General features: G+C 66.9%; 29 protein-coding genes. 16 read left to right on the plus strand and 13 right to left on the minus strand.

The window, feature by feature from the left end; all coding sequences use genetic code 11:
* Positions 1-3: 3 nt before the first annotated feature.
* The gene (locus IM25_RS05945; protein WP_172414849.1) at positions 4-426 is read right to left on the minus strand and encodes a DUF5318 domain-containing protein; all 423 of its coding nucleotides are present in this window, start codon (positions 424-426) and stop codon (positions 4-6) included.
* A gap of 232 nt (positions 427-658) precedes the next feature.
* Between IM25_RS05945 and IM25_RS05950 the strand changes: the two genes are divergently transcribed.
* Together IM25_RS05950 and IM25_RS05955 are read left to right on the plus strand one after the other, a co-directional pair.
* Positions 659-1216: a PadR family transcriptional regulator gene (locus tag IM25_RS05950; RefSeq protein ID WP_006550821.1), complete on the plus strand. Its 558-nt coding sequence runs from the start codon at positions 659-661 to the stop codon at positions 1214-1216.
* Positions 1209-2309 (plus strand): inositol-3-phosphate synthase, encoded by a 1101-nt coding sequence (locus IM25_RS05955; protein WP_065995858.1) that lies wholly within the window; start codon positions 1209-1211, stop codon positions 2307-2309. Before IM25_RS05950 ends, IM25_RS05955 begins: the two co-directional genes overlap by 8 nt.
* 88 nt (positions 2310-2397) lie before the next feature.
* Here the strand turns inward: IM25_RS05955 and IM25_RS05960 are convergent, their stop codons facing one another.
* The 3 genes from IM25_RS05960 to IM25_RS05970 are packed head-to-tail and all read right to left on the minus strand — an operon-like array spanning position 2398 to position 5475.
* Positions 2398-3156, minus strand: coding sequence for an SDR family oxidoreductase (locus IM25_RS05960; protein WP_006550823.1), 759 nt, complete (start codon positions 3154-3156; stop codon positions 2398-2400).
* Entirely contained in the window at positions 3153-4226 is a 1074-nt protein-coding gene (locus tag IM25_RS05965) for a phosphotransferase family protein (protein ID WP_006550824.1), read from the minus strand. The genes IM25_RS05960 and IM25_RS05965 overlap by 4 nt, the downstream gene beginning before the upstream one ends.
* 16 nt (positions 4227-4242) lie before the next feature.
* The gene (locus tag IM25_RS05970; RefSeq protein ID WP_006550825.1) at positions 4243-5475 is read right to left on the minus strand and encodes an acyl-CoA dehydrogenase family protein; all 1233 of its coding nucleotides are present in this window, start codon (positions 5473-5475) and stop codon (positions 4243-4245) included.
* 81 nt (positions 5476-5556) lie between these two features.
* Between IM25_RS05970 and IM25_RS05975 the strand changes: the two genes are divergently transcribed.
* On the plus strand, positions 5557-6144 hold the full coding sequence (locus IM25_RS05975; RefSeq protein WP_033098472.1) for a TetR/AcrR family transcriptional regulator: 588 nt from the start codon (positions 5557-5559) through the stop codon (positions 6142-6144).
* Positions 6145-6181: 37 nt separating this feature from the next.
* Here IM25_RS05975 and IM25_RS05980 read toward each other — a convergent pair whose 3' ends face one another.
* The 7 genes from IM25_RS05980 to IM25_RS06010 all read right to left on the minus strand — a co-directional run bounded on the left by IM25_RS05980 (position 6182) and on the right by IM25_RS06010 (position 14654).
* Positions 6182-8311: a transglycosylase domain-containing protein gene (locus tag IM25_RS05980; protein ID WP_006550828.1), complete on the minus strand. Its 2130-nt coding sequence runs from the start codon at positions 8309-8311 to the stop codon at positions 6182-6184.
* Between the two features lie 109 nt (positions 8312-8420).
* Positions 8421-8645 carry a hypothetical protein gene (locus IM25_RS05985; protein ID WP_065995859.1) on the minus strand — a complete coding sequence of 75 codons (225 nt, stop codon included), beginning with the start codon at positions 8643-8645 and terminating at the stop codon, positions 8421-8423.
* A complete protein-coding gene (locus IM25_RS05990) occupies positions 8642-9463 on the minus strand; it encodes a carbohydrate ABC transporter permease (RefSeq protein WP_033098494.1) in 822 nt (273 codons plus the stop codon). The genes IM25_RS05985 and IM25_RS05990 overlap by 4 nt, the downstream gene beginning before the upstream one ends.
* Before the next feature lie 83 nt (positions 9464-9546).
* Entirely contained in the window at positions 9547-10620 is a 1074-nt protein-coding gene (locus tag IM25_RS05995; protein WP_019290533.1) for a carbohydrate ABC transporter permease, read from the minus strand.
* Positions 10621-10637: 17 nt separating this feature from the next.
* The gene (locus tag IM25_RS06000; RefSeq protein WP_006550832.1) at positions 10638-11921 is read right to left on the minus strand and encodes an ABC transporter substrate-binding protein; all 1284 of its coding nucleotides are present in this window, start codon (positions 11919-11921) and stop codon (positions 10638-10640) included.
* A 157-nt stretch (positions 11922-12078) separates the two neighbouring features.
* Positions 12079-13152, minus strand: coding sequence for an ABC transporter ATP-binding protein (locus IM25_RS06005; protein WP_065995860.1), 1074 nt, complete (start codon positions 13150-13152; stop codon positions 12079-12081).
* A 47-nt stretch (positions 13153-13199) separates the two neighbouring features.
* Positions 13200-14654, minus strand: a complete 1455-nt coding sequence (locus IM25_RS06010) for an alanine/glycine:cation symporter family protein (RefSeq protein WP_033098474.1) — start codon at positions 14652-14654, stop codon at positions 13200-13202.
* A 97-nt stretch (positions 14655-14751) separates the two neighbouring features.
* On the opposite strand from IM25_RS06010, the gene IM25_RS06015 reads away from it, so the two are divergent.
* The 12 genes from IM25_RS06015 (at position 14752) to IM25_RS06070 (ending at position 21813) form a co-directional block, all read left to right on the plus strand.
* On the plus strand, positions 14752-15561 hold the full coding sequence (locus IM25_RS06015; protein ID WP_033098495.1) for a DUF2786 domain-containing protein: 810 nt from the start codon (positions 14752-14754) through the stop codon (positions 15559-15561).
* Positions 15558-16085: a TIGR04338 family metallohydrolase gene (locus tag IM25_RS06020; RefSeq protein ID WP_019290529.1), complete on the plus strand. Its 528-nt coding sequence runs from the start codon at positions 15558-15560 to the stop codon at positions 16083-16085. Before IM25_RS06015 ends, IM25_RS06020 begins: the two co-directional genes overlap by 4 nt.
* Positions 16086-16382: 297 nt before the next feature.
* Entirely contained in the window at positions 16383-17078 is a 696-nt protein-coding gene (locus IM25_RS06025; RefSeq protein WP_065995861.1) for a hypothetical protein, read from the plus strand.
* 5 nt (positions 17079-17083) lie between these two features.
* Positions 17084-18346, plus strand: a complete 1263-nt coding sequence (locus IM25_RS06030) for an SRPBCC family protein (RefSeq protein ID WP_065995862.1) — start codon at positions 17084-17086, stop codon at positions 18344-18346.
* The gene (gene gvpJ, locus IM25_RS06035) at positions 18343-18753 is read left to right on the plus strand and encodes a gas vesicle protein GvpJ (protein WP_024102484.1); all 411 of its coding nucleotides are present in this window, start codon (positions 18343-18345) and stop codon (positions 18751-18753) included. Before IM25_RS06030 ends, gvpJ (IM25_RS06035) begins: the two co-directional genes overlap by 4 nt.
* Positions 18753-19565, plus strand: a complete 813-nt coding sequence (locus IM25_RS06040; protein WP_033098477.1) for a GvpL/GvpF family gas vesicle protein — start codon at positions 18753-18755, stop codon at positions 19563-19565. The genes gvpJ (IM25_RS06035) and IM25_RS06040 overlap by 1 nt, the downstream gene beginning before the upstream one ends.
* A gap of 2 nt (positions 19566-19567) precedes the next feature.
* Positions 19568-19822 carry a gas vesicle protein GvpG gene (locus tag IM25_RS06045; RefSeq protein ID WP_065995863.1) on the plus strand — a complete coding sequence of 85 codons (255 nt, stop codon included), beginning with the start codon at positions 19568-19570 and terminating at the stop codon, positions 19820-19822.
* A 4-nt stretch (positions 19823-19826) separates the two neighbouring features.
* A complete protein-coding gene (gvpO, locus tag IM25_RS06050) occupies positions 19827-20123 on the plus strand; it encodes a gas vesicle protein GvpO (RefSeq protein WP_019290524.1) in 297 nt (98 codons plus the stop codon).
* Positions 20120-20518 (plus strand): gas vesicle protein GvpJ, encoded by a 399-nt coding sequence (gene gvpJ, locus IM25_RS06055; protein WP_033098478.1) that lies wholly within the window; start codon positions 20120-20122, stop codon positions 20516-20518. Before gvpO ends, gvpJ (IM25_RS06055) begins: the two co-directional genes overlap by 4 nt.
* Complete coding sequence (locus tag IM25_RS06060; protein ID WP_033098479.1) at positions 20511-21299, plus strand: GvpL/GvpF family gas vesicle protein; 789 nt, start codon at positions 20511-20513, stop codon at positions 21297-21299. The genes gvpJ (IM25_RS06055) and IM25_RS06060 overlap by 8 nt, the downstream gene beginning before the upstream one ends.
* The gene (locus tag IM25_RS06065; RefSeq protein WP_033098480.1) at positions 21296-21523 is read left to right on the plus strand and encodes a gas vesicle protein; all 228 of its coding nucleotides are present in this window, start codon (positions 21296-21298) and stop codon (positions 21521-21523) included. Before IM25_RS06060 ends, IM25_RS06065 begins: the two co-directional genes overlap by 4 nt.
* Positions 21520-21813 carry a gas vesicle protein K gene (locus tag IM25_RS06070; protein WP_016693994.1) on the plus strand — a complete coding sequence of 98 codons (294 nt, stop codon included), beginning with the start codon at positions 21520-21522 and terminating at the stop codon, positions 21811-21813. Before IM25_RS06065 ends, IM25_RS06070 begins: the two co-directional genes overlap by 4 nt.
* Positions 21814-21823: 10 nt before the next feature.
* On the opposite strand, the gene IM25_RS06075 is transcribed toward IM25_RS06070, so the two are convergent.
* Both IM25_RS06075 and IM25_RS06080 read right to left on the minus strand, forming a co-directional pair.
* Positions 21824-22960: an acyl-CoA dehydrogenase family protein gene (locus IM25_RS06075; RefSeq protein ID WP_065995864.1), complete on the minus strand. Its 1137-nt coding sequence runs from the start codon at positions 22958-22960 to the stop codon at positions 21824-21826.
* A 10-nt stretch (positions 22961-22970) separates the two neighbouring features.
* Entirely contained in the window at positions 22971-24140 is a 1170-nt protein-coding gene (locus IM25_RS06080; protein WP_065995865.1) for an acyl-CoA dehydrogenase family protein, read from the minus strand.
* Positions 24141-24242: 102 nt separating this feature from the next.
* On the opposite strand from IM25_RS06080, the gene IM25_RS06085 reads away from it, so the two are divergent.
* Complete coding sequence (locus IM25_RS06085; RefSeq protein WP_065995866.1) at positions 24243-24869, plus strand: TetR/AcrR family transcriptional regulator; 627 nt, start codon at positions 24243-24245, stop codon at positions 24867-24869.
* Positions 24870-25212: the final 343 nt, after the last annotated feature.

Raw genomic sequence — 25212 nt, forward strand, 5'->3', positions numbered from 1 at the left:
CCTTCACTCGCTGGCGGTACGACGGCTCGATCCCGTCGACCGGCGACGCGGGCTCTTGGGTGCTGGTTGCGATCCCAGGACGTACGACTGCACCAGGTGATTCCAGCTGCAGGTGCGGCACACCTCGACCACGTGAACCGAGAATTCCTCCTGGCTGGCGGCCAGACGCACCAACTCTTCGGGGGTGCGCGCCGACCCGGACACCGGACCGAGTTTGTCGCCGAAGACCCACGAGACAAGAGTCAACTGCTCCTTACGGCAGATGGGGCACATCACATCGCTGCCCCGGCCGTGAAATTTCGCCGCCCGCAGCAGATAGGGGCTCGCGTCGCAGACCTCGCTGACTCCGCGTCGCCCCGAGTAGACCTCTGCGAGCAGCGAGCGCCGCTGCAACGCGTAGTCCACCACCTGCCGCTGAATTCGCACGGCTTCCAGAGTACGTGCGGGCGATGCGGCGAGGGGCGGGGAGTGGCCCACCGGACATCGAAGACGGGTGGTCGAGGTGGCACCGACGCATGTCCGATCGGGTCCGGAGAAGGGTGCCCGCCCGCAACCGGACGTGACACGAACCGTAGGGGGCGTATCGTCGTATATATCGGCGCGATATAGTTCCGTGTCGTATCAATCGGTTGGTTCGAACGGAAACAGGAGGTGACCCGTGCTGGAACTGGCGATACTCGGGCTCCTCCTCGAATCGCCCATGCACGGCTACGAGCTGCGCAAGCGTCTGACCGGGCTCCTCGGAGCCTTCCGCGCCTTCTCCTACGGGTCGCTCTATCCGACTCTGCGGAGAATGCAGGCGGACGGCCTCATCGAAGAGGATCCGGGAATTCCCGGTCCCGTGAAACGACGTGCCCGCCGCGTCTATCAGCTCACCCCGAAGGGTCGAGAACGCTTCACCGAGTTGGTCGCCGACACGGGACCGCAGAACTACACCGATGACGGATTCGGCGTGCACCTCGCCTTCTTCGGTCGCACTCCCGCCGAAGCGCGGATGCGAATTCTCGAAGGCAGGCGCCGCCAGGTCGAGGAGCGCAGAGAAGCGCTCCGCGATGCGATCGGACGGGCCAGCGGCACACTCGATCGTTACACCCGTCAGCTCCATCAGCTCGGCCTCGAGTCCAGCGAGCGCGAAGTGCGCTGGCTCAACGAACTCATCGCCGCCGAGCAGTCGTCAGCAGCACGCAACAAAGAAGGAGAACCCGACCATGGGTGAGAACAGCACCGCGGTGCGCGTGGCCATTGTGGGCGTGGGGAACTGTGCCTCTTCCCTGGTCCAGGGCGTCGAGTACTACAAGGATGCGGACGCCGAGACCACCGTCCCCGGCCTGATGCACGTCGAATTCGGTCCCTACCACGTGCGCGACGTCCAGTTCGTCGCCGCGTTCGACGTGGATGCCAAGAAGGTCGGCTTCGACCTGTCCGAGGCGATCCTCGCGAGCGAGAACAACACCATCAAGATCGCCGATGTGCCGCCGCTCGGCGTGCCCGTGCAGCGCGGCCACACGCTCGACGGCATCGGCAAGTACTACGCCGAGACCATCGAGCTGTCCGACACCGAGCCCGTCGACGTGGTTCAGGCGCTCAAGGACGCCCAGGTCGACGTTCTCGTCTCCTACCTCCCCGTGGGTTCCGAAGAGGCCGACAAGTTCTACGCGCAGTGCGCCATCGACGCGGGCGTCGCCTTCGTCAACGCTCTCCCCGTGTTCATCGCCTCCGACCCCGAGTGGGCGCAGAAGTTCACCGACGCCGGTGTCCCGATCGTCGGCGACGACATCAAATCGCAGGTCGGCGCCACCATCACCCACCGCGTGATGGCAAAGCTGTTCGAGGACCGCGGTGTCGTGCTCGACCGCACGTACCAGCTCAACGTCGGCGGCAACATGGACTTCAAGAACATGCTCGAGCGCGAGCGTCTGGAGTCGAAGAAGGTCTCCAAGACCCAGGCCGTCACGTCGAACCTCAACGGCCCCCTCGCCGGCAAGGTCCACGACCGCGACGTGCACATCGGCCCCTCCGACTACGTGCAGTGGCTCGACGACCGCAAGTGGGCATACGTCCGCCTGGAGGGTCGCGCCTTTGGTGACGCCCCGCTGAACCTCGAGTACAAGCTCGAGGTCTGGGACTCCCCGAACTCGGCCGGCATCATCATCGACGCCATCCGCGCGGCGAAGATCGCCAAGGACCGCGGCATCGGCGGCCCGATCCTCCCGGCTTCGGCATCCCTGATGAAGCCCCCGCCGGTCCAGATGGCCGACGATTCCGCTCGTGCCCAGCTCGAGGCGTTCATCATCGGAGCCGACGCGTAAGTCGTTCTCCGGCAGTATTTCCGGCGAAGGCCGCATCCCTCACGTGGGATGCGGCCTTCGCCGTTGCCGCTGTGGGTTCCGGACCCGCCTACGCCATCTTCCGGATCACCGACAGCGGCAGCACCTTCATCGCGTAGCCGAGCGGAATCCACGGCCAGCCCGGCACGTACGCCTTGGCCGGTTCCTTCTCGATCGCAGCCGCCAGTGCGCGACAACCTGTTTCGGTGTCGACGATGAACGGGACCTTCTTCACCTTCTCGTTGATCTCCGACCGGATGTATCCCGGGAAGATCGTGCTCACCGAGATGTCGGTGTCGGCGAGGTCGGCCCGCATCCCCTCACCGAGCGAGGCGACGGCGGCCTTCGACGCGGCGTAGGTCGTCAGGTTGCGCGGCATGCCCCGCACCGCGCTCATGGACGAGATGAGGACGACGTGCCCGCGCCCACGGGGCCGCATGAGCTCGAGGGCCGCTTCGCTCTGCGCCAGTGCACCGAGGAAGTTGGTGTTCGCCGTCTGGGCGTTCGCGCGGAAGTAGCCGGTACCGAGCGGTTGTCCCTTGCCGAGGCCGGCGTTGACGATCACCCGGTCGAGACCACCGAGCTCCTCGTCGAACTCGCGGAAGACGGTGAACACGTCGTCGTGCTTGTTCACATCGAGAGCGCGCACGCTCACGGTGATGCCCGGGTACGCGGCGAGCAGTTCGTCCCGCAGCTCCTCGAGCCGTTCGACGCGCCGAGCGGCGAGCGCGAGATTCCTTCCTCGCGCGGCGAATTCACGCGCCATTCCGGCACCGAGGCCGGAACTCGCACCGGTGATGAGGATGTTCCGTCGCTGCGGGCGGCTCATCGGCTCTCCTTCTCGTATCGATCGATCAATGCACTGCAACGGGATTCGAGATAGCCGACCACGATCCAGAAGTCCTTGAAGGCAGGATTGGAGGTGTGGCCGTGGTGATAGCGGTAGTAGATCTGCTGGGCGATCACGGCGAGGCGGAACAGTCCGAACACCTCGTAGAATCCCCAACCGTCCACCGGCAGTCCGGTTCGCTCGGAATAGTATTCGACGATCTCCTGACGAGTGAGCATGCCGGGGAGATCGGACGGCTGTCGCTTCGTCAGCAGCAGCATGTCGTCGTCGTCCGCCTGGACCCAGTAGGCGAGCGACGAGCCGAGGTCCATCAGGGGGTCGCCGATGGTGGCCAGCTCCCAGTCGAGGACCGCGACCGGATTCAGCGGATCGTTCTCGTCGAGGACGATGTTGTCGAGCCGGAAGTCGCCGTGGATCACGGTCTGCGCGACGTCCTGCGGCTGCCGAGCCGCCAACCACTCGGTGACACGGGCGAAGTCGGGGACGTTGTCGGTGCGGGCCTTGGCGTAGCGCGACGTCCAGCCCGCGACCTGCCGTGCGACGTAACCGGATCCGCGACCCAGTTCGGACAGTCCTGCGGACTCCGGATCGATGCCGTGCAGTTCGACGAGCAGATCGACGATGCGCAGGCACAGAGTGCGGGTATCCGCTTCGGAGAGGTCGAGTTGCGTGGGCGGATTCGTCCGCAGGATGGTGCCGGGAACGCGGTCCATGACGTAGAAGTCGCTGCCGAGCACGCTGTGATCGGTGCACAGGCCGATCATGGTGGGCACGTAGGGGTAGACCGGTGCGAGCATCGACTGGATGCGGTACTCGCGTGCCATGTCGTGACCGGACGACGGCTTCGCCCCGGCCGGCGGCCGGCGCAGCACGAGATCGCGATCCGGATAGCGCAGCAGGTAGGTCAGGTTGGATGCGCCGCCGGAGAACTGGCGGACCTCCGGCACTCCGGTGATGCCGGCGTGCTCGGCGAGCCAGGCCGCGACCGCGTCGACGTCGAAGGCGTCCTCCTCGCGAACGGTGCGGGCGTTGTCGGGAAGTGTGGTCATCGTCGAAATCTCCCTCTCACGCGTACTTGCCGAGTTCGAACCGGGCGACGAGCCCCTGGTGCACCTCGTCGGGTCCGTCGGCGAGACGCAGTGCTCGCGCCGCCGTCCACGCACCGGCGAGGGGGAAGTCGTCGGAAAGGCCGCCACCACCGTGGATCTGGATGGCGAAGTCGACGATCTGCTGGGTGACGCGCGGTGCGACGACCTTGATCTCCGAGACCGCCGAGCGCGCTCCGGCGAGTCCCTGCGTGTCGAGCAGCCAGGCCGCGTGCAGGACGAGCAGCCGCAGTTGGTTGATCGCGATACGGGCGTCGGCGATGCGTTCGCGGTTGCCACCGAGGTTGATGATCGGCTTGCCGAATGCGGTGCGCTCGAGGCCGCGGCGACACGCGAGTTCGAGGGTGTGCTCGGCCAGCCCGACGAGGCGCATGCAGTGGTGGATGCGGCCGGGACCGAGCCGGCCCTGGGCGATCTCGAATCCTCGTCCGGGACCGGCGATGACGGCATCGAGCGGCAGTCGCACGTCGGTGAACGACACCTCGCCGTGGCCGCCGGGCTCGTCGAAGAAGCCCATCGTCGGGAGCATGCGTTCGACCTTCACGCCGGGGGTGTCGAAGGGCACGAGGACCATCGAATGTCGCTGGTACTTGTGGGCTTCCGGATCGGTCAGGCCCATGAAGATGAGCACCTTGCAGTCGGGATGGCCGACGCCGGTGCTCCACCACTTACGGCCGTTGAGCACGATCTCGTCGCCCTCGACCACGGCGGTCGCGGCCATGTTCGTCGCGTCCGACGACGCGACCTCGGGTTCGGTCATGCAGAAGGCCGAACGGATCTCACCGTCGAGGAGCGGGCGCAGCCACTGTTCCTTCTGCGCCTCGCTGCCGTAGTGGTAGAGGACCTCCATGTTGCCGGTGTCGGGGGCGTCGCAGTTGAACACCGCGGAGGCGAACTGCGAGCGGCCCATCTCCTCGGCGAGCGGGGCGTATTCGATGTTCGACAGTCCGGCACCGAGTTCGGCGTCGGGCAGGAAGAGGTTCCACAGGCCCTCGGCGCGGGCCTTGCGCTGCAGCTCGCGGAATTCGGGGGAGACGGCCCACCTCTCGGCGGCGTCGATGTCGCGTCGTCCCTCGCCCGGGGTGCGTCGCTCGGCCCGCAGTCGCTGTTCGACGGGCGTGACCTCGGCGACGATGAACGCTCGGAGGCGTTCGAGATAGTCGCGACTGCGCTCGGACTGTGCGAAATCCATCGGGTGCCTTCCGTCGAGTTCGACCGGGAATCTGCCCGGTCGGGCGGTCGTAACTGAGCGATGCTCAGTTAGGCTATCGGTGTGAGCACCCCGCGACAAGAGGCGTCCAAAGGACGGCGTCGCCTGCCACCCGAGGAACGTCGCCGGCAACTCGTGGCGATCGGGCTGCAGGAGCTGTCGACGCGCCCGATCCACGCCCTGTCGATCGACCGCGTCGCCGAGATCGCCGGCATCTCCCGCGGCCTGCTGTTCCGCTACTTCCCCACGAAGCAGGACTTCTACGTCGCCGTCGTCGGCGCCGCATCACGCCGGTTGCTCCGCGCGGCGGATCCCGATCCGGACGAGCAGGATCCCCTCCGGGCGGTGCTGCACCCGTTCGTGTCGTTCATCGACCGCCACGGCGACAACTACCAGACGTTCTTCCACAGCGGCGTCGGCTCCGACCCTCAGATCCGCGACATCCACGACTCGATGCGCGACACCATGGTCGAGCGGGTCGTCGCGGCGCTGGGCTGCGATGACACCCCCGTCACCCGCATGCGGCTGCGGGCGTGGTGGGCGTTCGTGGAGTCGCTGGCCATCGACCGGTTCCGCGAAGGCACACCGAGCGTCGACGAGGTCGTCGACTGTTCGGCCGCGCTGCTGCCGGCGGTGCTGGCCGGGCCGTAGACCCGAACCACCTCCCCTCGATGGGCGGAGTGCGGATCTACAAGCCGGGGATCTGGATCGTCACGCCGGGGAACACCTCGATCTGCGAAGGCACCGGGACGGGCAGATCGACCGGCGGCGCGGGAATCGTGATCGGCGGCAGGTTCGACAGGTCGGGCAGCTGGAAGGTCGGCGCCGGGGGAGCGGTGGTGGTCTCGATGCCGGCGTCCTTCGGGACACCCGCCTGACCACCGATCGGCGCCGGCCACGGGAAGCTCTCGACTGGCGTGCCTTCGAGGGCGCCGTCCATCGTTCCCTTCCAGATGTCCGACGGCAGTCCGGAACCGTAGATCGACCCGCCCCAGCTGTTGGTGATCGCCCCGGCGTCGGGGGTGCCCATCCACACGGCCGTCGACAGCGACGGCGTGTACCCGACCATCCAGGCGTCCTTGTTCAACCCGGTGTCGCCGAGCTGCGTGGTGCCGGTCTTCGACGCCGACGGCCGGCCACCGGCGAGCGCGTGCCCGCGCGAGTATGCGGCGATCGGCATCATGGCCTGGGTTGCGTTGTCGGCGACCGCGGCGTCGAAGCGCTGCTCGCCGGGTGACGGCGGACGATCGAGGAGCACGACACCGTCGGCCGTGACGACCTTCTGCACGAAGTACGGCTCGTGGAAGACACCGGACGCGGCGATCGTCGCGTAGGCGGAAGCCATGTCGATGACCCGTGCCTGGTACTGGCCGAGGACGATGCCGCCCTCCGGCGGACCGCCGTTCTCGCTCAGCGTCTGCCCCTCGACCCCGGGGATCGTCAGCGGGATCCCCGCCGCATGCGCGGCGTCGGCGATCTTCTGCGGGCCGTTCGACATGGACATCATGAGCCGGTAGAAGCTCGTGTTCAGCGACCGCTTGAGCGCCTCGGCGATCGTGCAACGTCCGCACGACTCACCCTCGACGTTGCCGATGCGGATATTGCCCACCGTGAGCGGGGAGCTGTCGAAACGCGCGTTGAGGCCGATCCCGTCGTCGAGCGCGGCGAGCAGGCCGAACACCTTGAATGCCGAACCCGTCTGGACGGGGGCCTGTGCGAAGTCGAAACCGGCACCGTCCTCACCGCCGTAGTAGGCGCGCACGGCACCGGAGCGGGGATCGATCGAGACCACGGCGGTGCGCAGTTCCCCGGGTTCGCCGGACAGCGTGGACCGAGCGGCGTCGATCGCCGCCTGCTGGGCCTTCAGGTCGATGGTGGTAGTGATGCGCAGACCTTCGGTGTTGAGGGCCTGTTCGCTGATCCCCGCCGCGGACAGCTCACGCAGCACCTGGGTACGGATGTGACCTTCCGGTCCGGTCGCCTCGGTGGCCAGCACGAGGGTGTCCGACGGCACCGTGGGGGGGAACACCTGGTCCGGCCGCTCGGCCGGGTCGAGGACCTTCATCTCGACCATGCCGTCGAGCACGTAGTTCCAGCGCTCCTCGATGGCAGGCAGGTTGTACTCGGGGTCGAGCGACGACGGTGTCTGGATCACCCCGGCCAGGACGGCGCCCTCGGAGACCGACAGTTCCTCGACGGGCTTGCCGAAGTACGCCTGGGACGCCGCGCCGATGCCGTAGGCGCCGCGACCGAAGTAGATGGTGTTGAGGTACGCCTCGAGGATCTCGTCCTTCGACCACTGCCGCGCCATCTTGGTGGAGATGACGAGTTCGCGCATCTTGCGTTCGAGCGTGCGATCGGAGCCGACGAGCACGTTCTTGACGTACTGCTGCGTGATCGTGGAACCGCCGCCGGCGGTGTCCTTGCCCATGACGTTGTCGCGGGCTGCGCGTGCGAAACCGGTGATCGAGAAGCCCGGGTTGCTGTAGAAGTTGCGGTCCTCCGCCGACAGCACGGCGTTGCGGACGTGCTCGGGGATCTGCGCGATCCCGACCTCGACACGGTTGCCCTCCGGCGGGACCACCCGGGTGATCTCGGTGGCGTCGTCGGATGCGTAGACCCGCGCGAGCTGGTTCGTCTTCATGTCCGCCGGGGTCGGCACCTCCGCCGAGTAGTAGGCGGTGGCGAAGATCCCGAGCGGGACGAGCACGGCGAGAACGAACGCGACGAGTACGGCGTAGCGAACGATGCGTCCCCTGCGCTTCTTCGCTGCGGCCGCGGCGGCGCGCGAGGATGTCGACCTTGTCGGGCTCGTCACTCGTTCCACTTTCTCGGTACCGGAAATCCGGACGGGAGGGTCTCCCGCCCACCGTATGGTACGGAAACGACCACGAGACGCCTCCGGAACACCGGTACGGTGCTCCTTCTCACGTCACGGCGGGGCCATCGTCACGACAGGGGCAGCCCGATCGGCGCCACGCGCGGAACGCGAACCCCCACATCACGACGAATGCGAGCAGCACGAGGGACGGCACGATGCCGGGTTGCGGCGACGTCAGCTCGGCGACCGCGGAGATCACGGCCATCACCGTGAACACCGTGAGCAGGCCGAGCAGCATCTCGAGTCGGTTCCGGCGCGGAACCTTCCTCACGACTTGACGCCACCCGCGGTCAGACCCGAGATGATGCGTCGCTGGAAGAGCAGCACCATCACCACGAGCGGCACCATGACGAGCGTGCCGCCGGCCATGATCGACGCGTACGGGGTGACGTACGGGTCGGTGCCGGTGAACCGTGCCATCGCCACCGTCACCGGGGCCGTGCTCTCGCTCGACAGCTGCGACATCAGCAGGTACTCGTTGACGGTCGCGATGAAGGCGAGGATCGCCGTGGTGAACAGCGCAGGTGCCGCGAGCGGCAGCATGACCAGGCGGAACGCCTGCCCGCGCGTCGCGCCGTCCATGCGGGCGGCCTCCTCGAGCTCCCACGGCAGTTCGGAGAAGAACGAGGTGAGCGTGTAGACGGTCAGCGGCAGCACGAACGAGATGTTCGGGATGATCAGCGCCTGGTACTTGCCGATCCAGCCGATGTCGGTGAACAGCTGGAACAGCGGCGTCACGAGCGCGACGACCGGAAACATCGACGCGCCGAGGATGATGCCGGTGACGAAGTACTTACCGCGGAACTCGAAGCGCGACAGGGCGTAGGCGGTGAACACGCCGAGCAGCAGCGCGACCGCGGTGGTGGCGCCGGCGATGATGACGCTGTTGAGCAGCGCCCGCGAGAAGTTGACCTTGGCGTCGGGGTCGAGCGCGTCGGCGAAGTTCTGCAGTGTCGGGTTCGACGGCCACAGGGTCGTGCTGAACGTCTCCGACGGGTCGCGCAGGGCCGTGACGATCATCCAATAGCAGGGGGCCAGGCCCCACACGACGATCAGCGCGACACCCAGATAGGTGCCGACCGTGCTCATCCTGCGCTTGAACGGCACCTTGCGGGTCTGCACCGGCGTGGGCTCCGGCTCCGGCCGGCTCCGAGGAATCTCGGTGGTGACGGTCATACGACCTCCCCCTTACGCTGCTTCTCCTGCGTACTCACCGCGTTGGCGCCGAGGAACCGCACCAGCACGAAGGCGACGGCGAAGATGAGCAGGAAGGTGATCGTCGACAGGGCGGACGCGGAGTTCGAACCCTGACGCATCTGGTCGACGACGAGCACCGAGATCGTGGACGTCGCCGGATTGGACCCCATCATGATCGCGGGCAGGTCGTACATGCGCAGCGCGTCCATGGTGCGGAACAGGATCGCCACCATGAGGGCGGGCTTGACCAGCGGCAGCGTGATCATCTTGAACCGCTGCCAGGCGTTCGCACCGTCGACCTTCGCGGCCTCGTAGACGTCCTGCGGGATCATCTGCAGGCCGGCGAGGATGAGCAGCGCCATGAACGGTGCCGTCTTCCACACGTCGGCGACGATGATCGCGAAGCGCGCGGGCCACGGATCGGCGGTCCACAGGTAGTCGGTGCCGAGCAGTTTGTTGGCGGCACCGTCGTTGGCGAAGATGAAGAACCACAGCTTGGCGGTGACGGCGGTGGGGATCGCCCACGGCACCAGCACCGAGGCGCGCAGCAGGCCGCGACCCCGGAACGACTTGGCCATCACGATCGCCATCGCGAAACCGATCACCGTCTCGAGCGAGACCGTGACGACGGTGAAAAAGAAGGTGTTGAAGATCGACTGCCAGAACTGGGAGCCGAGGGTGCCCGGAGGGCACGGGATCGAACCGGTGGCGGTGTTGCAGGTCTGGGTGATCCAGCGCGTATAGTTCTCGATCCCCACGAAACCCCCGGTGACGAATCGGCCCGTCTCGGGGTCGAGTCGCTTCGAGTCACCGTGCAGCGACATCCACACCGCTCGTCCGAGCGGGTACAGGATGATCACGGCCAGGACGAGCATCGACGGGGCGACGAACATCCACACCGGGATCTTGCGCCGCTTCTTCACCGCCGTGACGGGAGGTGCGGGCACGCGGTGACGTCCGCCGACACGTCCGCGGTCGGGACCGGGGACGGTCCCGACCGCGGGGGCGTGTGGCGGATCCGCGGGAGTGTCGACCTGCGGGTCAGCCATGTACTGCTCCTAGAGCATCAGTTGCCGGCGGTCTCGATGCCGGCCCGGGTGTCGTCCAGCGCCTGCTGGACGGTCTTCTCGCCACGGATCGCAGCGTAGGCGTTGTCGGCGATCGCCTTCGACACGGCCGAGTAGTACGGCGACGCCGGACGCGGCTTGGCGGCCTCGAGGGCCTCCTTCAGCGTCGAGAAGTAGGGGTACTGCTCGAGGATCGAGGCGTCGTCGTAGACCTCGGCGAGAACCGGGGCGCCGCCCGCTTCCGCGTAGTACATCTGCGCCTGGCGGGTCTGCATGAACTCGAGGAAGTCGCGCGCGGTGGCGGGAGCATCCGAGAACGCGCTGATGCCGACGTTGTAACCGCCGAGCGTCGAGACGCCGGGGCCGTCGACGCCGGGCAGGACGGCGATGCCGTAGTTGCCGGCGACCGATGAGGTCTCACCGTCGGTGTAGAAGCCGGGCCACGTGCGCAGGAACAGTGCCTCGCCGTTGCCGAAGGCGGTCTGCGACTCGCCCTCGGTGTAGGTCTGCGCGGCGGCCGGGATGATGCCGTCCTCGAAGTTGTCGACGATGAACTGCAGGCCCTCGGCCGTCTTGTCGTCGACGGCCGGGGTCAGGCCGTCCTCGGCGACGAAGGAGCCACCGAAGGCGTTGACGATCTCGGTGACGTTGACCGTCAGGCCCTCGTAGTTCTTGAACTGACCGATGTAGCAGGCGATACCCGCCTCCTCGGCCTTCGGGCACTCGGCCTTCAGGTCGTCCCAGGTCGCGGGGGCCTCGTCGACGAGGTCGGTGCGGTAGTAGAGGAACGCGCCGTTGGTGTTCTTCGGGGCGGCGTACAGGGTGCCGTTGTAGGTACCCGACTCGACGGTCGCGGGCAGCAGGCCCTCGGTGTCGATCGCCAGGTCGTCCTCGAGGGGGAGCAGCCAGCCGTTCGCGGCGAACTCCGCCGTGTTGGTGACGTCCACGGCGATGAGGTCGTATTCGTCGCTGCGGGCCTGCATCCGCTGGGCGATGTCGTCGTACTGGTCGTTGGCCTCCTTGGCCAGCGGCTTGAACGTCACCTGCTCGTCGGGATGCTCGGCGTTCCAGTCGGCGATGATGCTCTCGAGCGCCGCGTTCAGGGGATCCTGCCCCTCGACGATCGTGATCGGGCCGCGGCCCTCACCGGAAGCAGCGGTATCCTCGCCGCCGGTCGAGGTGTCGTCGCCACCGTTGTCCGACGAGCAGCCCGCGAGAACGAGCGCGGTCGCGGCCGTAGCGGCGATCGCAGCCCTCCGCATCGCCTTCGTATTCAGAACCATCAACAACTCCCCATTTCGAGGTCGTAGAACACACGTCGGTGACCCAGCTGCACCGACACCGGCCACTACTGTGGCACGCAGCACCGGTAAAAGTCGGCATTCCGCCCATCCTGAATCGGTCGAGTGTCGACTCCGCAGACCGATCCCGGAGCGGTGATCAGCCGATCCGCTTCCCGTCGGACGTTCCGAAGACGTGCACGTGCTCGGGGTCGAAGCGCAGGTACAGCCGGTCGCCCTTCTGCGGAGGGTTGCGCCAGTCGCTGCGGGCGACGATCTGCTGGCCGACCCCGCCGACGTCGGCCCGGCCGTAGACGTAGGCCTCCGAGCCGAGCTCCTCGACCACGTCGACATCCATGGCCAGACCCTCGTTCGAGATCTCGAGGTGTTCGGGCCGGATCCCGAGCACGACCTCCTTCTCGGTGACCTGGCCGACCACGTCGCGCGGCACCGGTACGTGGGTGTCGCCGATCATCGCGCCGCGGTCGAAGACCGGGAGGCGGAACAGGTTCATCGCGGGCGAGCCCATGAAACCGGCGACGAAGACGTTCGCGGGCTTGTTGTAGAGCACGCGCGGCGACGCGCACTGCTGCAGGATGCCCTTCTCGAGCACAGCGACGCGGTCGCCCATCGTCATGGCCTCGACCTGGTCGTGGGTGACGTAGACGGTGGTGGTGCCGAGGCGGCGCTGCAGCTGTGCGATCTGCGTGCGGGTCTGCACGCGGAGTTTGGCGTCGAGGTTCGACAGCGGCTCGTCCATGAGGAAGACCTGCGGCTGGCGGACGATGGCGCGCCCCATCGCGACGCGCTGACGCTGACCGCCGGACAGCGCCTTGGGTTTGCGGTCGAGGAACTGCTCGAGGTCGAGCATCTTCGCGACCTCGACGACCCGTTCGCGGATCTCGTTCTTGGGTGTCTTGGCCAGTTTCAGCGCGAAGCCCATGTTCTCCGCGACCGACATGTGCGGGTAGAGGGCGTAGTTCTGGAACACCATCGCGATGTCGCGTTCCTTCGGATCCTGCCCGGTGACGTCCTGGTCGCCGATGAGGATGCGTCCGCTGTGCACCTCCTCGAGACCTGCGAGCATGCGCAGCGAGGTCGACTTGCCGCAGCCCGACGGTCCGACCAGGACGAGGAACTCGCCGTCCTCGATCTCGAGGTCGAGCGCGTCGACCGCAGGCATACTCGAGCCGGGGAACAGGCACGTGGCCTTGTCGAAGGTCACCGACGCCATCTCGAAGATCCTTTCCGAAGCGGTACACGCTCGTGCGGTAGGGGAATCTACCGTGCGTCGCTCGATCGGCTCTCGACCGGCGTGACGTCGTCGTCGTTCCACACCTGGATTCCGCGGAGGCCCGGGACGTCACCGGCGCGGAAGACGGGGTCGCGACCCTGCTTGCGTTGCGCGCTGTAGTGATGGAACAACGCGTAGGCGATACCCGACAGCGGGATCAGGGCGATGAGGTTGACGGTGGCCATGATTCCCATGGCGAGGTCGGCCAGCGCCCACACCAGCGGCAGCGAGCCGACGGCCCCGAGGAAGACGCACAGCACGACCGCCGAGCGCAGGTAGGGCAGAATGCGGCGCGATCCGGTGAGGAACTCCATGTTGGATTCGCTGTAGTAGTAGTTGCCGATCACCGAGGTGAACGCGAGGAAGAAGATCAGCACGGCGAGGAAGTGCACCGTCCAGTCACCGAGTTGCAGCGCGAGCGCGTTCTGCGTCAGAGCGGCGCCCTCGAGACCGCTGCCGAATTCGGGTTCCGACAGCAGGATGATGAAAGCCGTGATCGAGCAGACCAGCAGGGTGTCGAAGTAGACGCCGAGGCTCTGGACCAGGCCCTGCTTGACCGGGTGGGAAACCGCGGCGGCGGCGCCGGCGTTGGGCGCCGAGCCCATGCCGGCCTCGTTCGAGAAGAGACCTCGGCGGATGCCGTTCATGAAGGCAGCGCCGAAGCCACCACCGATGACCTCCTCGAGACCGAAGGCGTTCTCGACGATGAGGCGGAACATGGTCGGAACCTCGCCGATGTTGAGGACCACGACGATGATGCCGATGACCAGGTAGACGAACGCCAGGACCGGCACGACGATCTGGGAGACGCCGGAGATGCGGCGGATTCCGCCGAAGATCACCGCGCCGACGATGAGGGCGACGGCCAGCCCCACGATCACCTGGAGTGCCATGGTCTTCTCGCCGACGGAACTCGAGACGGCGTCGACGATCGAGTTGGTCTGCACCGCGTTGAACACGAATCCGTAGGTGATCGTGATGATGACCGCGAAGATCATGCCCATCCAGCGTTTCCGCAGCCCGTACTGCATGTAGTAGGCGGGGCCACCGCGGAAGCTGCCGTCCTCGTCGCGCACCTTGTACAGCTGGGCGAGCGTGGACTCGAGGAAAGCGGTCGCTGCACCGACCAGGGCCATCGCCCACATCCAGAACACCGCGCCGGGACCACCGAGGCTGATCGCGATCGCGACACCGGCGACGTTGCCCGTTCCCACGCGGGAGGCCGCCGAGACGGAGAAGGCCCGGAAGGCGGACAGGCCGGGTTCTCCGTTGGGTTGTCTCTCGGGTTTCTCCACGATGGAACGCAGCATGTCGGGCAGGAGCCGGATCTGGATGAACCGGGACCGGATCGTGTAGTACAGGCCCGAACCGATGAGCAGTGCGATCACCGCATACCAGAACGTGTCGTTGATATCGGTGACGAAATCGACCGCAGTGTCCATCTGCACGATCTTGGTGGGTCGCGGGTGGTTTCGCAGGAACTTCGTGCGTGTTCCCGGTCTCGTGGGCGGAGTCGGTGCCAAGCTCTACGCTCGCTGGGTGAGTTCGGACAAGATGTTGAGTCGTATCGGCGGGTTGCTCCGCCAGGCGGAGTCCACCGACAACCCTCACGAGGCCGACGCCTTCCTCGCCGCGGCGCAGCGGCTCGCGACGTCCTCCTCGATCGATCTGGCGGTCGCGCGCAGTCACACGGCGGCGAAGGAACGCCGCGCAACTCCCGTGCAGCGACTGATCACCATCGGCGAGACGGGCAAGAAGGGACTGCGCACCTACGCCCAGTTGTTCATCGCGATCGCCGGGGCCAACGACGTGCAGTGCGACATCACCGCGAACTCCACCGTCATCTACGCCTACGGCTTCGCCGACGACATCGACGTGTGCGAGGCGCTGTACTCCTCCCTGCTCGTGCAGATGGTGCGGGCGTCCGACGCATATCTGCGCGAGGGCACCTACCGGAACGAGACCACGGTGCGCACCGTCGTCGAGGAACGCGGTGGCCGCCGTGTGCGCACACGCGTGCGCAAGCCCGTTGCCGCGGTGACGGCCCGGCTGAACTTCCAGTCGGCGTTTGCCGCCCGCATCGGCGCCCGGCTGGCCGAGGCGAAGCAAGAGATCGAACGCGAGGTGGAAACATCCGCGCCCGGTACGGCGTTGGTGTTGCGTGGGAAGAGTCTGGAACTGCAGGACTTCTACCGCAGTACGTCGCAGGCACGGGGCAGTTGGCGGGGAAACCGGGCCCCGTCGGCGCGCTCGGCCGATGCCCGGCGCGCGGGCGACCGCGCCGGACGCGCGGCCCGGCTGGGAACGGCACCCGAACTGCCGTCGGCTCCGAGGAGGCTGGAACGGTGACCAAGGTGCGCGACACCCGCAGAACCGCTGTGTACGAAGCGGAGTCCATCGTACGGAAGATGCTCGACCGCGCCGACGAGCGCGGTCTGCGGACCGTCGAGGTAGCCGGTTCCCACGTCACGCTCCCGGTGGAGAGACGGTTCGCCTCCATCGCCTCGGTCCAGGACTACATCGACGCCGTGCTCGCCCTCGACTGGGTACGCACCCGGTGGGAACGCGCCGCCGTGCCGGTGCGCGTGCGGGCCCGTGCGGGCAACGCGGCCGCACACTACGAACGCGACTGCGCGACGATCGCTCTTCCCGAACACCGGGTGAACACCGCGTGGGCGTTCCGCGAGATGGTGGTGTTGCACGAACTCGCGCACCATCTCGATCCGCAGGATCCAGACGACGCCACCGAAGGGGCCCACGGGCCGGCCTTCGTCGACCGCTTCCTCGCACTCGTCGGCGAAATAATCGGTCCGGAAGCAGCATTCGCTTTGCAGGCGACAGGGATCGCCACCCCGGTGCATCCGCGGCGATAACCTCCGGTTTCCGGAATCCTTACCGGCTCGAGAACCTTTCTTCGGCATGCCTGCGGACGGCCGGTCGAGATCTGTAGCAAGCCTCGTATCCTGCTGCACAACATACTGATTGGTACTTTTCGAGCCCGTCGTTCACTCCGGAATCCGCATGCCGACGAAGCACGCGAATCAAGGCCTCGAGCGACGTACTGTCGTTTACATCACACAAAGACTCGCATCGGCTGCGTACCGTACCGAGACCTCCCCGACCCCTTCCGAGCACGCCACACGACGCGCGGCATACGAAGGAGAACGGTGATGAAACCCGCAGCACGAGTCGCCCTCGGTGTGGGCATCGGATATTTCCTCGGCCGTATCAAGAAGATGCGGGTGACCATGATGCTCGCCGGTGCCGGAATGACCGGCAAACTGCCCAGCAATCCGCAGGAACTCCTGCAGCGCAGCGCCTCGATGCTCGGCTCGTCTCCCGAGATCAACAAGATCACCGAATCCGTTCGCGGAGAACTCGTGCATGCGGCTCCTGCCGCTGCCGTGACCGCGGCCAGCAACCGGATCGACGCCCTCAACGAACGTCTGCAGTCCCGTGCGAGCGGTGGCGGGCGATCGGAGGAACCCGAGGATGCCGAATACGAGGACGAATACGACGAATCACGCGACGAGGAGGAAAGTCGCGGCAGCAGGCGTCGCGGCAGCCGGAATCGGGACGAGGAGCCGGATTACGACGAGACGGACGAAGAGGGTTCCGACGAAGAGGATTCGGGCGAGGAGGATTCGGGCGACGAAGAGGAGCCGGAACCCGAGCGTCCCGCACCGCGGCGCCGTGAAGCCCGCGCCACATCCCGTCCGCGGACGTCCCGCAGCAAGAAGACGGCCGACAGCGAAGATCCGGACGACTCGGAGGAGGCACCTCCGAAGCCGCGCAAGCGCGCAGCGCGTAGCACTGCGTCGTCCTCCTCCTCCGGTCGTGGGCCCGTACGTCGAACGAAGGGGTGAGAGCGATGGCCAGGTTGAGCGATGTATCGGGCGGAGTCGCCGACGCGGTGGGCAAGGCCGGGAAGACCGCGACCGATACCGCCGGTAAGGCGGGCCGCACCGCCTCGGACACGGCGGGGGAGGCCACGGGCGGACTGACCGGCGGTCTGCAGCAGTCGTTGCAGGGCCTCGCAGGAACCGTCGCGCAGAATGCGTTGTCGAGCCTGTCGGACAGGGTCACCGGCACGGCGGGACGATTACAGGATTACTCCGAGGGCAAAGGCGGAAATCTGGCCAGTGCGCTCACCGGCGTCGACAAGCTCGCTCAGGGCGAGTCGCCGCTGAAGGCGGCGGCGAGCTCGGGGTTCGAGAATCTGAAGAACACGGCGAAGGACAAGTTCGAGGACGTCAAGGAGGCCGTCACCGGCGGGGGCAAGGGGGGCGGCGGCGGCAACAAGAAGATCAAGCTCACCAACATCGTCGAGAGCATCGACGTGGGGGTGCCGGTCGATCTGGCCTACGACCTGTGGACGCAATTCGCCGACTGGCCGAAGTTCATGAAGAAGGTCGAACAGGTCGAGCAGGTCCAGGACGAGAAACTCCATTGGACGGGCAAGGTTTTCTGGTCGCGTCGGAACTGGGAGTCCACGATCCTCGAACAGGTGCCGTTCGAACGGATCGTGTGGCGTTCCAAGGGAGGAAAAGGTTACATCGACGGCGCGGTGACCTTCCATGAACTCACACCGGATCTCACCCGGATACTCCTGGTGCTCGAGTACCACCCCCGGGGCCTGCTCGAGCGCACCGCGAATCTGTGGCGGGCGGTGGGTCGCCGGTCACGCCTGGAACTGAAGCACTTCCGGCGCCACGTCATGACCGAAGCCGTGTTGCATCCCGACGACGTCGTCGGCTGGCACGGCGAGATCCGCGACAGCGAGGTCGTCAAGGACGACGAGACCGCGCGCCGGGAGGAAGAGGAGCAGGAGGACACCGGCGAGAACGGCGAGGAGTTGGAGACCGACGCCTCCGGTGACGAGGACGAGATCCGCGACGAGGACGAGGATTTCGAGGAGAGTGAGCCGTCCGAGGACGAAGGCGACGAGGAGTCGGCCGAGGACGAGGAGGATCTCGAGGACGAGTATCCCGAGGAGGACGAGTCCTCCGACGAAGAACCCGACGACGAAGAGGAAGAGCCCGAACCGCCTCGGAAACGTGCGCCCGCCAAGCGGACCCGGGCGACGAAGAGCACCGGTACGCGCTCGTCCCGCTCGAGAGGATCCCGGTCATGACCATCCAACCTGCAGGGGGCGGCGGTGGAGGCGGCGGGGGCGGTATGGCCCGTCCCAACTCGTCCGGCCTCGCCGACGTCATCGACACCATCCTCGACAAAGGCCTCGTCATCGACGCGTTCGTGCGTGTCTCGCTCGTCGGTATCGAACTGCTCACCATCGACGCCCGCGTCGTCGTGGCCAGTGTCGACACCTATCTGCGTTTCGCGGAAGCGGTGAACCGGCTCGAGATCTCCGACAACGAGCCGAAGGGCCTTCCGGATCTCGTCGGCGACATCACCTCCGGCGGTTCCAAGCACAAGACGAAGGGCGCGCTCGAGGCTGCGGGGGAGAAAGTCAGCGAGTTCCTCGGGGACGTCCAGGAGCAGCGGCAGCCCGCTCGACGATCACGCAGGGGTGAGGACTGATGTCCACCGAACAGACCGAACGACCCGAGCAGGGCGACAGCGACGAAACCGCCACGACCACTGCGGTCTACGTCTACGGCATCGTCCCGTCGGATGTGGAACCGGAGGAGCATGCGGAAGGGGTGGGCAATCCGCCGGCCGAGGTGTCGGTGGTCAAGTCCGGTCGCATCGCTGCACTGGTGAGCGAGATCCCGACCGATCGCGCTCTCGGCACACCGGACGATCTCGAGGCGCACGCCGCGTTGCTCGACGGGACCGTGACGGTCGCCCCCGTGCTCCCGCTGAGATTCGGTGCCGTCCTCACCGACCGCGACGCGGTGGCCGCGGAATTGCTCGAGGGGAACGAGGACGAACTCGCCTCGGCCCTCGACCAACTCGACGGTCTCGCACAGTTCGTCGTGAAGGGACGGTACGACGAGAGGGCGATCCTGCAGGAGATCCTCGAGGAGAACTCCGAGGCGGCGCAGTTGCGGGAGCAGATCCGTGGGCAGTCCGAGGACGCGACCCGCGAGGCGCGAATGGCGCTCGGGGAAATCATCAACGCGGCGATCGAGGCCAAACGGAACGAGGACACGCGCCGCACGGTCGAGGCCCTGTCGTCGCTCGACCCGATGGTCAACGAGCGGCAACCCACGCACGAGCAGGATGCCGTGCACATCGCCGTCCTCGTCGAACTCGAGCGGCAGGACGAACTCGAACAGGCCCTGCAGGAACTGGGTCGGGAATGGGAGGACCGGGTCGAGATCTCGTTGCTCGGCCCGATGGCGGCCTACGACTTCGTGGCGAAATCCGACCCCGGCGAAGGAGGTTGACGATGGGTCTGCTGACCTCCCTGCTCACGCTGCCCCTCGCTCCCGTCAGGGGAGTGATGTGGCTCCGAGAGATCATCCAGGAGCAGGTCGAACAGCAACTGCACGATCCCGCCAACGTGCGGCGCGAACTCGAGCAGATCGAGGAAGCGGCGGAGGCGGGTGAGCTGACCCCCGAGGAGAAGGACGAGGCGCAGCAGGCCGTGCTGAACCGCATGATCTCCCGGGGCGGCTCCGGCCCCGCCGGGGGAAAGGAGTGATCCCGTGGCGCAGGACACCGGCCCGCCCGCGATCTCGGCGGCCGAGGCCGCATCGGCGGCCCTCACACATCTGAAGGAACTGACCTCGAAGGAAGCTCAGGGGGTCACCTCCGTCGAACCCACCGAGGACGGATGGGTCGTCGAGGTGGAGGTCGTGGAAGACAGGCGGATTCCGTCGTCGGCCGACATGCTCGCGCTCTACGAGGTGGAGGTCGATCTGGACGGTGATCTGCTCGCGTACCGGCGGACCCGGCGTTACGGACGCGGCAGCAGCGACATCGGCGCAAGGACCGGGTCATGACGGTGGTCGGTGGGGGAGGCGGCATGTCGTCGCCGCAGCCCTACGGGGGTGGAGGACGGTCGACCAATCTCGGCGACATCCTCGAACGTGTCCTGGACAAGGGGTTGGTCATCGCCGGCGACATCCAGGTGAATCTGCTCGACATCGAACTGCTCACGATCAAGCTCCGCCTCGTCATCGCATCGCTCGAGACGGCCAAGGCCGTCGGGATCGACTGGTGGGAGAGCGATCCGTGGTTGACGAGCAAGGCTCGCGCACCCGAGGTCGATTCGAGCCGGGTGGAACTCGAATTGGAGAACCGGCAGCTTCGCGAACGGTTGGCCGCACTCGAGGCCCGAGCGGAGGAACTGGAGTCGGAACCGGCGGAGATCGTGGACGAGGAGAACCGTGACTGACACGACCGGGACCTGGATGTACGCCGTGACCGACGGGACGCTCGTCGGCCACGAGACCGAGGGCGCCTCCGGCGTCGCCGGCGAGCAGGTCCGCACGGTGCAGGAGGGCGGACTGACCGCCGTGGTCGGAACGGTGCCCCTGGACGATTTCGGCGAGGCCGCACTGGCTCGCAATCTCGAGGACCTGGACTGGCTGGAAAGAGTGGCCCGCGCCCATGATTCGGTCGTCGCCGGATTGGCACGGCACTTCTCCGTGGTACCCCTTCGACTCGCGACCGTCTGCCTCGACGACGAACGGGTCCGGGCCCTGCTCACCGAGCACCGGGAGCAGTTCGCGTCTGCGCTCGCCCTCGTGACCGGTCGTACCGAATGGGGGGTCAAGGCGTTCGCCGATCGCAAGGCGCTGACCGCGGCCGCCGCGGAAGCGCATGCGGAGGGTGCGGGTTCCGGCAGGGGCACGGCCTATCTGCTGCGTCGCCGCGCGCAACTGGCGGCGCAGGAGAGCATCGAACGCGATGCGGCCGAACGCGCCGCCGATATCCACGATCGGTTGCTGCGTGTGTCGGCCGCGGGTCGCCGGAGCGCGCCGACCGATCCGGCACTGAGCGGCAGCCAGGAGTGGATGCTGCTCAACGGGACATATCTCGTCGACGACGACAGGGCGGACGAATTCTATTCCGAGGTGGAGGAACTCGGGTCCCTGAATCCGGGGATCAGGCTCGAGACGAGCGGCCCGTGGCCGCCCTACTCGTTCGCTGGAGCAGAACGGATCTCGCCGTGAGATACGCCGACGGATCGGTGGACGAGGAACGGCGGATCGCTCTGATCGATCTGCTGGATCGGGTGCTGTCGGGCGGCGTGGTCATCACCGGCGACATCACACTGTCGATCGCGAATATCGATCTGGTGCGGATCTCGTTACGCGCGTTGATCTCGTCGATCAGTACCCTGTCGCTGCCCGGGGTCGACGTCCCCGTTCCCCGTGGGGCCCGGGAGGGTTCGTGAGCGAGCCGGTGAACTTCCCGTCGCGTATCGACGCCGATCCCGAATCCGTGGAGCGGGGTCTGGTGACGCTGGTGCTCACGCTCGTCGAACTGCTCCGGCAGCTGATGGAGCGTCAGGCCCTGCACCGCATGGATGCAGGGGATCTCAGCGACGAGCAGATCGAACGGCTCGGCACGACACTGATGCTGCTCGAGCAGCGCATGGGCGAACTGCGCGACCATTTCGGGCTCACCCCCGAGGATCTCAACATCGATCTCGGTCCGCTGGGGACACTGCTGCCCCGGGAGTGAGCCCGATCGGTCACATTCCGGCGATCTCCACGAGCTCGTAGTCCTTCACACCGCCGGCGAGCACCCGCAGGTGATCGTCCATGGTGCCGAGGGTGTGCTCGATCGCGGTCAGGCGGCTCAGGTAGTGGCCGATGGAGTGCTCGGCCGTGACACCGATGCCGCCGTGCATCTGCACGGACTCCTGGCCGATCTTCCGAGCGGACCGGCCGACCTGCAGCTTGGCGCGCGAGGCGATGGTCGGGTCGACGATGCCGTCGGCGAGGGCCATGGTCGCGTACAGGCTCATGCTCGACGCCAGCTCGTACAGCACGTACATGTCGGCCGCACGGTGGGTGAGCGCCTGGAACATCGACAGCGGCACACCGAACTGCTTGCGCTGCTTGAGGTAGCTCGTGGTCAGCTGCACCGAGGAGTCGAGGGCACCGACCGCCTCGGCGCACAGTGCCGCCTGCGCGTGCACCTGCGCCGCGGTGATGGCGGCGGACGCGTCGGCCGCCTCACCGAGCGGGGTCGCCGCAACATCGTCGAGCACGAGTTGCGCACCGCGACGCTCGTCGTGGGTGCGGTACGGCGTGCGGGCCAGACCGTCCGCCGATGCGTCGACGACGAACAGTCCGACGCCACCCTCCGGGAGCTTCGCGGAGACGATGAAGGTGTCGGCGCAATCACCGTGCAGCACAGGATTCTTGCGACCGGAGACGGTCCAGGAGTCGCCGTCGCGCGCCGCGGTGGTGGCCACCTCGGTGTGCGGCCAGCGGCTGCCCGGCTCGTCGTGCGCGAACGCGAGGAGCACGGTGCCCTCGGACAGTTGCGGCAGGATGTCGGAGCGCTGCGCGTCGGTGCCGACCTCGGCGACGAGCCGGCCGGGCAGGTAGACGCAGTCGAGCACGGGCTCGGGTGCGAGCGCGCGGCCGATCTCGGTCATGACGGCCATGACCTCCACCGGTCCGGCTCCCATGCCGCCGTGCTCCTCCGCGAAGGGCAGGCCGAGCACGCCGAGTTCGCCGAGTTGCTTCCATACGTCGCGGTTCCAGCCCAGGTCACCTTCGGCCACCCGGTTGCGCGACTCGACGTCGTACGCGCCGGAGAGCAGGTCGCGGACGGTCGCGCGGAGCATGTCCTGTTCGGTGTCGAGTTCGAAGTTCATGTCCGGGGCCTCACAGTCCGAGAATCGAGGAAGCGATGATCGAACGCTGACCCTCGTTCGCCCCGCCGTAGATGGTGACCTTGCGGTTGTTGAGGTAGGTCGGCATCGTCAGCTGCGCCCAGTCGGGCGAGTCGATACCGGCCTCGCCGGCGGGCAGCGAATCGGGGCCGGCGATGTCGACGAGCAGTTCGGTCGCGGCCTGCTGCAGCTCGGAGCCGCGCATCTTGAGCAGCGACGATGCCGGGTTGGGCTTGCCGTCGGCCGAGCCGGCGACGACGCGTAGCTGGGTGAGCTCGAGAGCGAGCAGCTCGTTCTCGAGTTCGGCCAGGCGTGCCGCGAAGATCGGGTCGTCGAGCAGCGAGCCGCTGCCGTAGCGGGTCGCGGCCGCGAGGGACTTCGCCCGCGCGAGCTTGACCTTGGTGGCGCCGACCCGGGCGATGCCGGTGCGCTCGTTGCCGAGCAGGAACTTCGCCTGCGTCCAGCCGGTGTTCTCCTCGCCGACGAGGTTCTCGGCGGGAACGCGCACGTCTTCGAAGAAGACCTCGTTGACCTCGTAGCTGCCGTCGATCAGTTTGATCGGACGGAGGGTGACGCCCGGGGTGTCCATCGGGAAGAGCAGCATCGAGATGCCGGCCTGCTTCTTCGCGTTCGGATCGGTGCGGACGAGGCAGAAGATCCAGTCGGCGTGCTGCGCGAGCGTCGTCCACGTCTTCTGACCGTTGACGATGTAGTCGTCACCGTCGCGGACGGCGCGGGTCTTGAGGGACGCGAGGTCGGAGCCGGCCTCGGGCTCGGAGAAGCCCTGGCACCACCAGATGTCGAGGTTGGCGGTGGCGGGGAGGAAGCGTTCCTTCATCTCCTGCGAGCCGAACTGCGCGATGACCGGCCCGATCATGGACGCGTTGAACGGCAGCGGGTCGGGCACCGACGCGAGCTGCAGCTCGCTGAGCCAGATGTTGCGCTGCATCGGCGTCCAGTCCTGACCGCCCCATTCGACGGGCCAGTTGGGAACGGCGAGGCCGCGCGAATGCAGGATGCGCTGGACGGCGACGTAGTCGTCCTTGCCCAGCGGAGTGCCGGAGGCGGTCTTCGCACGCACTTCGGCGGGGATCTCGGTGGTGAAGAAGGTGCGCAGTTCGTCGCGGAACGCACGCTCCTCCTCGGTGAGCTTCAGGTTCATGGAGGGACCTTCCAGGGATGCCGGCGCCGTAGCGCTTCTCGCGATTCCAAACTAACCTTACATTGTTAGCTCGTCCAGGCCGGGCCGGAAGGAGGACGATGGATGGCGCGCCCGCGCACGCCTCTGCTCAGCCGTGAGCTCATCCGCGACGTCACGCTACGACTCGTCGACGAGCACGGCCTCGACGCCGTCTCGATGCGTCGGATCGCCGCCGAACTGGGTGTTCGCGCCCCGTCGCTGTACAGCCACTACGCCACCAAGGAAGAACTGCTCGACGACATCGCCGACGCCATCGGTGAATCGGTCGATGTCAGCGGGTTCGCCGAGGACGACTGGCAGGAAGCGCTCCGACGCTGGGCTCGCACCTACCGCGACGCGCTCGCCGCGCACCCGAATATGGTGCCCTTCCTCGCCTCGAGTCCCGGCACGCGGCCCGTCTCCCTCCAGGCGTCCGACGCCATCCACGGCGGCCTCACCCGCGCCGGCTGGGCGCCCCGCTTCGCGACGATGATCGGAGCCTCGATCAAGTACATCGTCATCGGTTCCGCGATCACCTCGTTCGCGGGCGGATTCGACGATCACATCGACACCTACAACGAGCGGTATCCGCATCTGTCGCAGGCGCATCGGCTTCGCGAGTACGCCGCCGAGATCGATGCCGAGAGCTTCGACCTCGTTCTCGAGTCCTTCCTGCGGGAACTCGGGCGACGATACGAGATGTTTCCTTAGCCCGAATGCACCGATCAGCTGAGCGCGTTGCTGTGAATATGGTTGTGCGGTAACGATCGCTCTGCTGGCATGGCTGATCGTCCGACCACTCGGGTCGGGTTGTTCCACTGGATCGTCAAGTCCCGAGTCTTGTTGAGGCTGAGCGTGTGTTCAGTCCTCAGGCCGCAGGTGCGGCCGGTGGTTGTGCGTAGTAGGCGGTCTCGATCTCGGTCGGGGTGCGGTAGTCGAGTATGCCGTGGACCCGTTCGGTATCGAACCAATGCACCCATTGCACGGTGGCCGCTTCGACGTCTTCCCGGCCGGTGTTCTCCGACAGAACGCGACAGATCGGTTCGATCCCCCA

The organism is Rhodococcus sp. p52 (assembly GCF_000763325.2).
GTDB classification, from domain to species: domain Bacteria; phylum Actinomycetota; class Actinomycetes; order Mycobacteriales; family Mycobacteriaceae; genus Rhodococcus; species Rhodococcus pyridinivorans.

What these genes read in the sequence shown, in the direction of transcription:
- IM25_RS06005 (WP_065995860.1), bottom strand. Translation starts at nt 13,152, where the DNA reads ATGGCGTCGGTGACCTTCGACAAGGCCACGTGCCTGTTCCCCGGCTCG.
- IM25_RS06075 (WP_065995864.1), bottom strand. Translation starts at nt 22,960, where the DNA reads ATGAACTTCGAACTCGACACCGAACAGGACATGCTCCGCGCGACCGTC.
- IM25_RS05970 (WP_006550825.1), bottom strand. Translation starts at nt 5,475, where the DNA reads ATGGATTTCGCACAGTCCGAGCGCAGTCGCGACTATCTCGAACGCCTC.
- gvpJ (WP_024102484.1), top strand. Translation starts at nt 18,343, where the DNA reads ATGACCATCCAACCTGCAGGGGGCGGCGGTGGAGGCGGCGGGGGCGGT.
- IM25_RS05995 (WP_019290533.1), bottom strand. Translation starts at nt 10,620, where the DNA reads ATGGCTGACCCGCAGGTCGACACTCCCGCGGATCCGCCACACGCCCCC.
- IM25_RS05960 (WP_006550823.1), bottom strand. Translation starts at nt 3,156, where the DNA reads ATGAGCCGCCCGCAGCGACGGAACATCCTCATCACCGGTGCGAGTTCC.
- IM25_RS06030 (WP_065995862.1), top strand. Translation starts at nt 17,084, where the DNA reads ATGGCCAGGTTGAGCGATGTATCGGGCGGAGTCGCCGACGCGGTGGGC.
- IM25_RS06025 (WP_065995861.1), top strand. Translation starts at nt 16,383, where the DNA reads ATGAAACCCGCAGCACGAGTCGCCCTCGGTGTGGGCATCGGATATTTC.
- IM25_RS06000 (WP_006550832.1), bottom strand. Translation starts at nt 11,921, where the DNA reads ATGGTTCTGAATACGAAGGCGATGCGGAGGGCTGCGATCGCCGCTACG.
- gvpJ (WP_033098478.1), top strand. Translation starts at nt 20,120, where the DNA reads ATGACGGTGGTCGGTGGGGGAGGCGGCATGTCGTCGCCGCAGCCCTAC.
- IM25_RS06080 (WP_065995865.1), bottom strand. Translation starts at nt 24,140, where the DNA reads ATGAACCTGAAGCTCACCGAGGAGGAGCGTGCGTTCCGCGACGAACTG.
- IM25_RS06040 (WP_033098477.1), top strand. Translation starts at nt 18,753, where the DNA reads ATGTCCACCGAACAGACCGAACGACCCGAGCAGGGCGACAGCGACGAA.
- IM25_RS06085 (WP_065995866.1), top strand. Translation starts at nt 24,243, where the DNA reads ATGGCGCGCCCGCGCACGCCTCTGCTCAGCCGTGAGCTCATCCGCGAC.
- IM25_RS05990 (WP_033098494.1), bottom strand. Translation starts at nt 9,463, where the DNA reads ATGAGCACGGTCGGCACCTATCTGGGTGTCGCGCTGATCGTCGTGTGG.
- IM25_RS05965 (WP_006550824.1), bottom strand. Translation starts at nt 4,226, where the DNA reads ATGACCACACTTCCCGACAACGCCCGCACCGTTCGCGAGGAGGACGCC.
- IM25_RS06010 (WP_033098474.1), bottom strand. Translation starts at nt 14,654, where the DNA reads ATGGACACTGCGGTCGATTTCGTCACCGATATCAACGACACGTTCTGG.
- IM25_RS06045 (WP_065995863.1), top strand. Translation starts at nt 19,568, where the DNA reads ATGGGTCTGCTGACCTCCCTGCTCACGCTGCCCCTCGCTCCCGTCAGG.
- IM25_RS05955 (WP_065995858.1), top strand. Translation starts at nt 1,209, where the DNA reads ATGGGTGAGAACAGCACCGCGGTGCGCGTGGCCATTGTGGGCGTGGGG.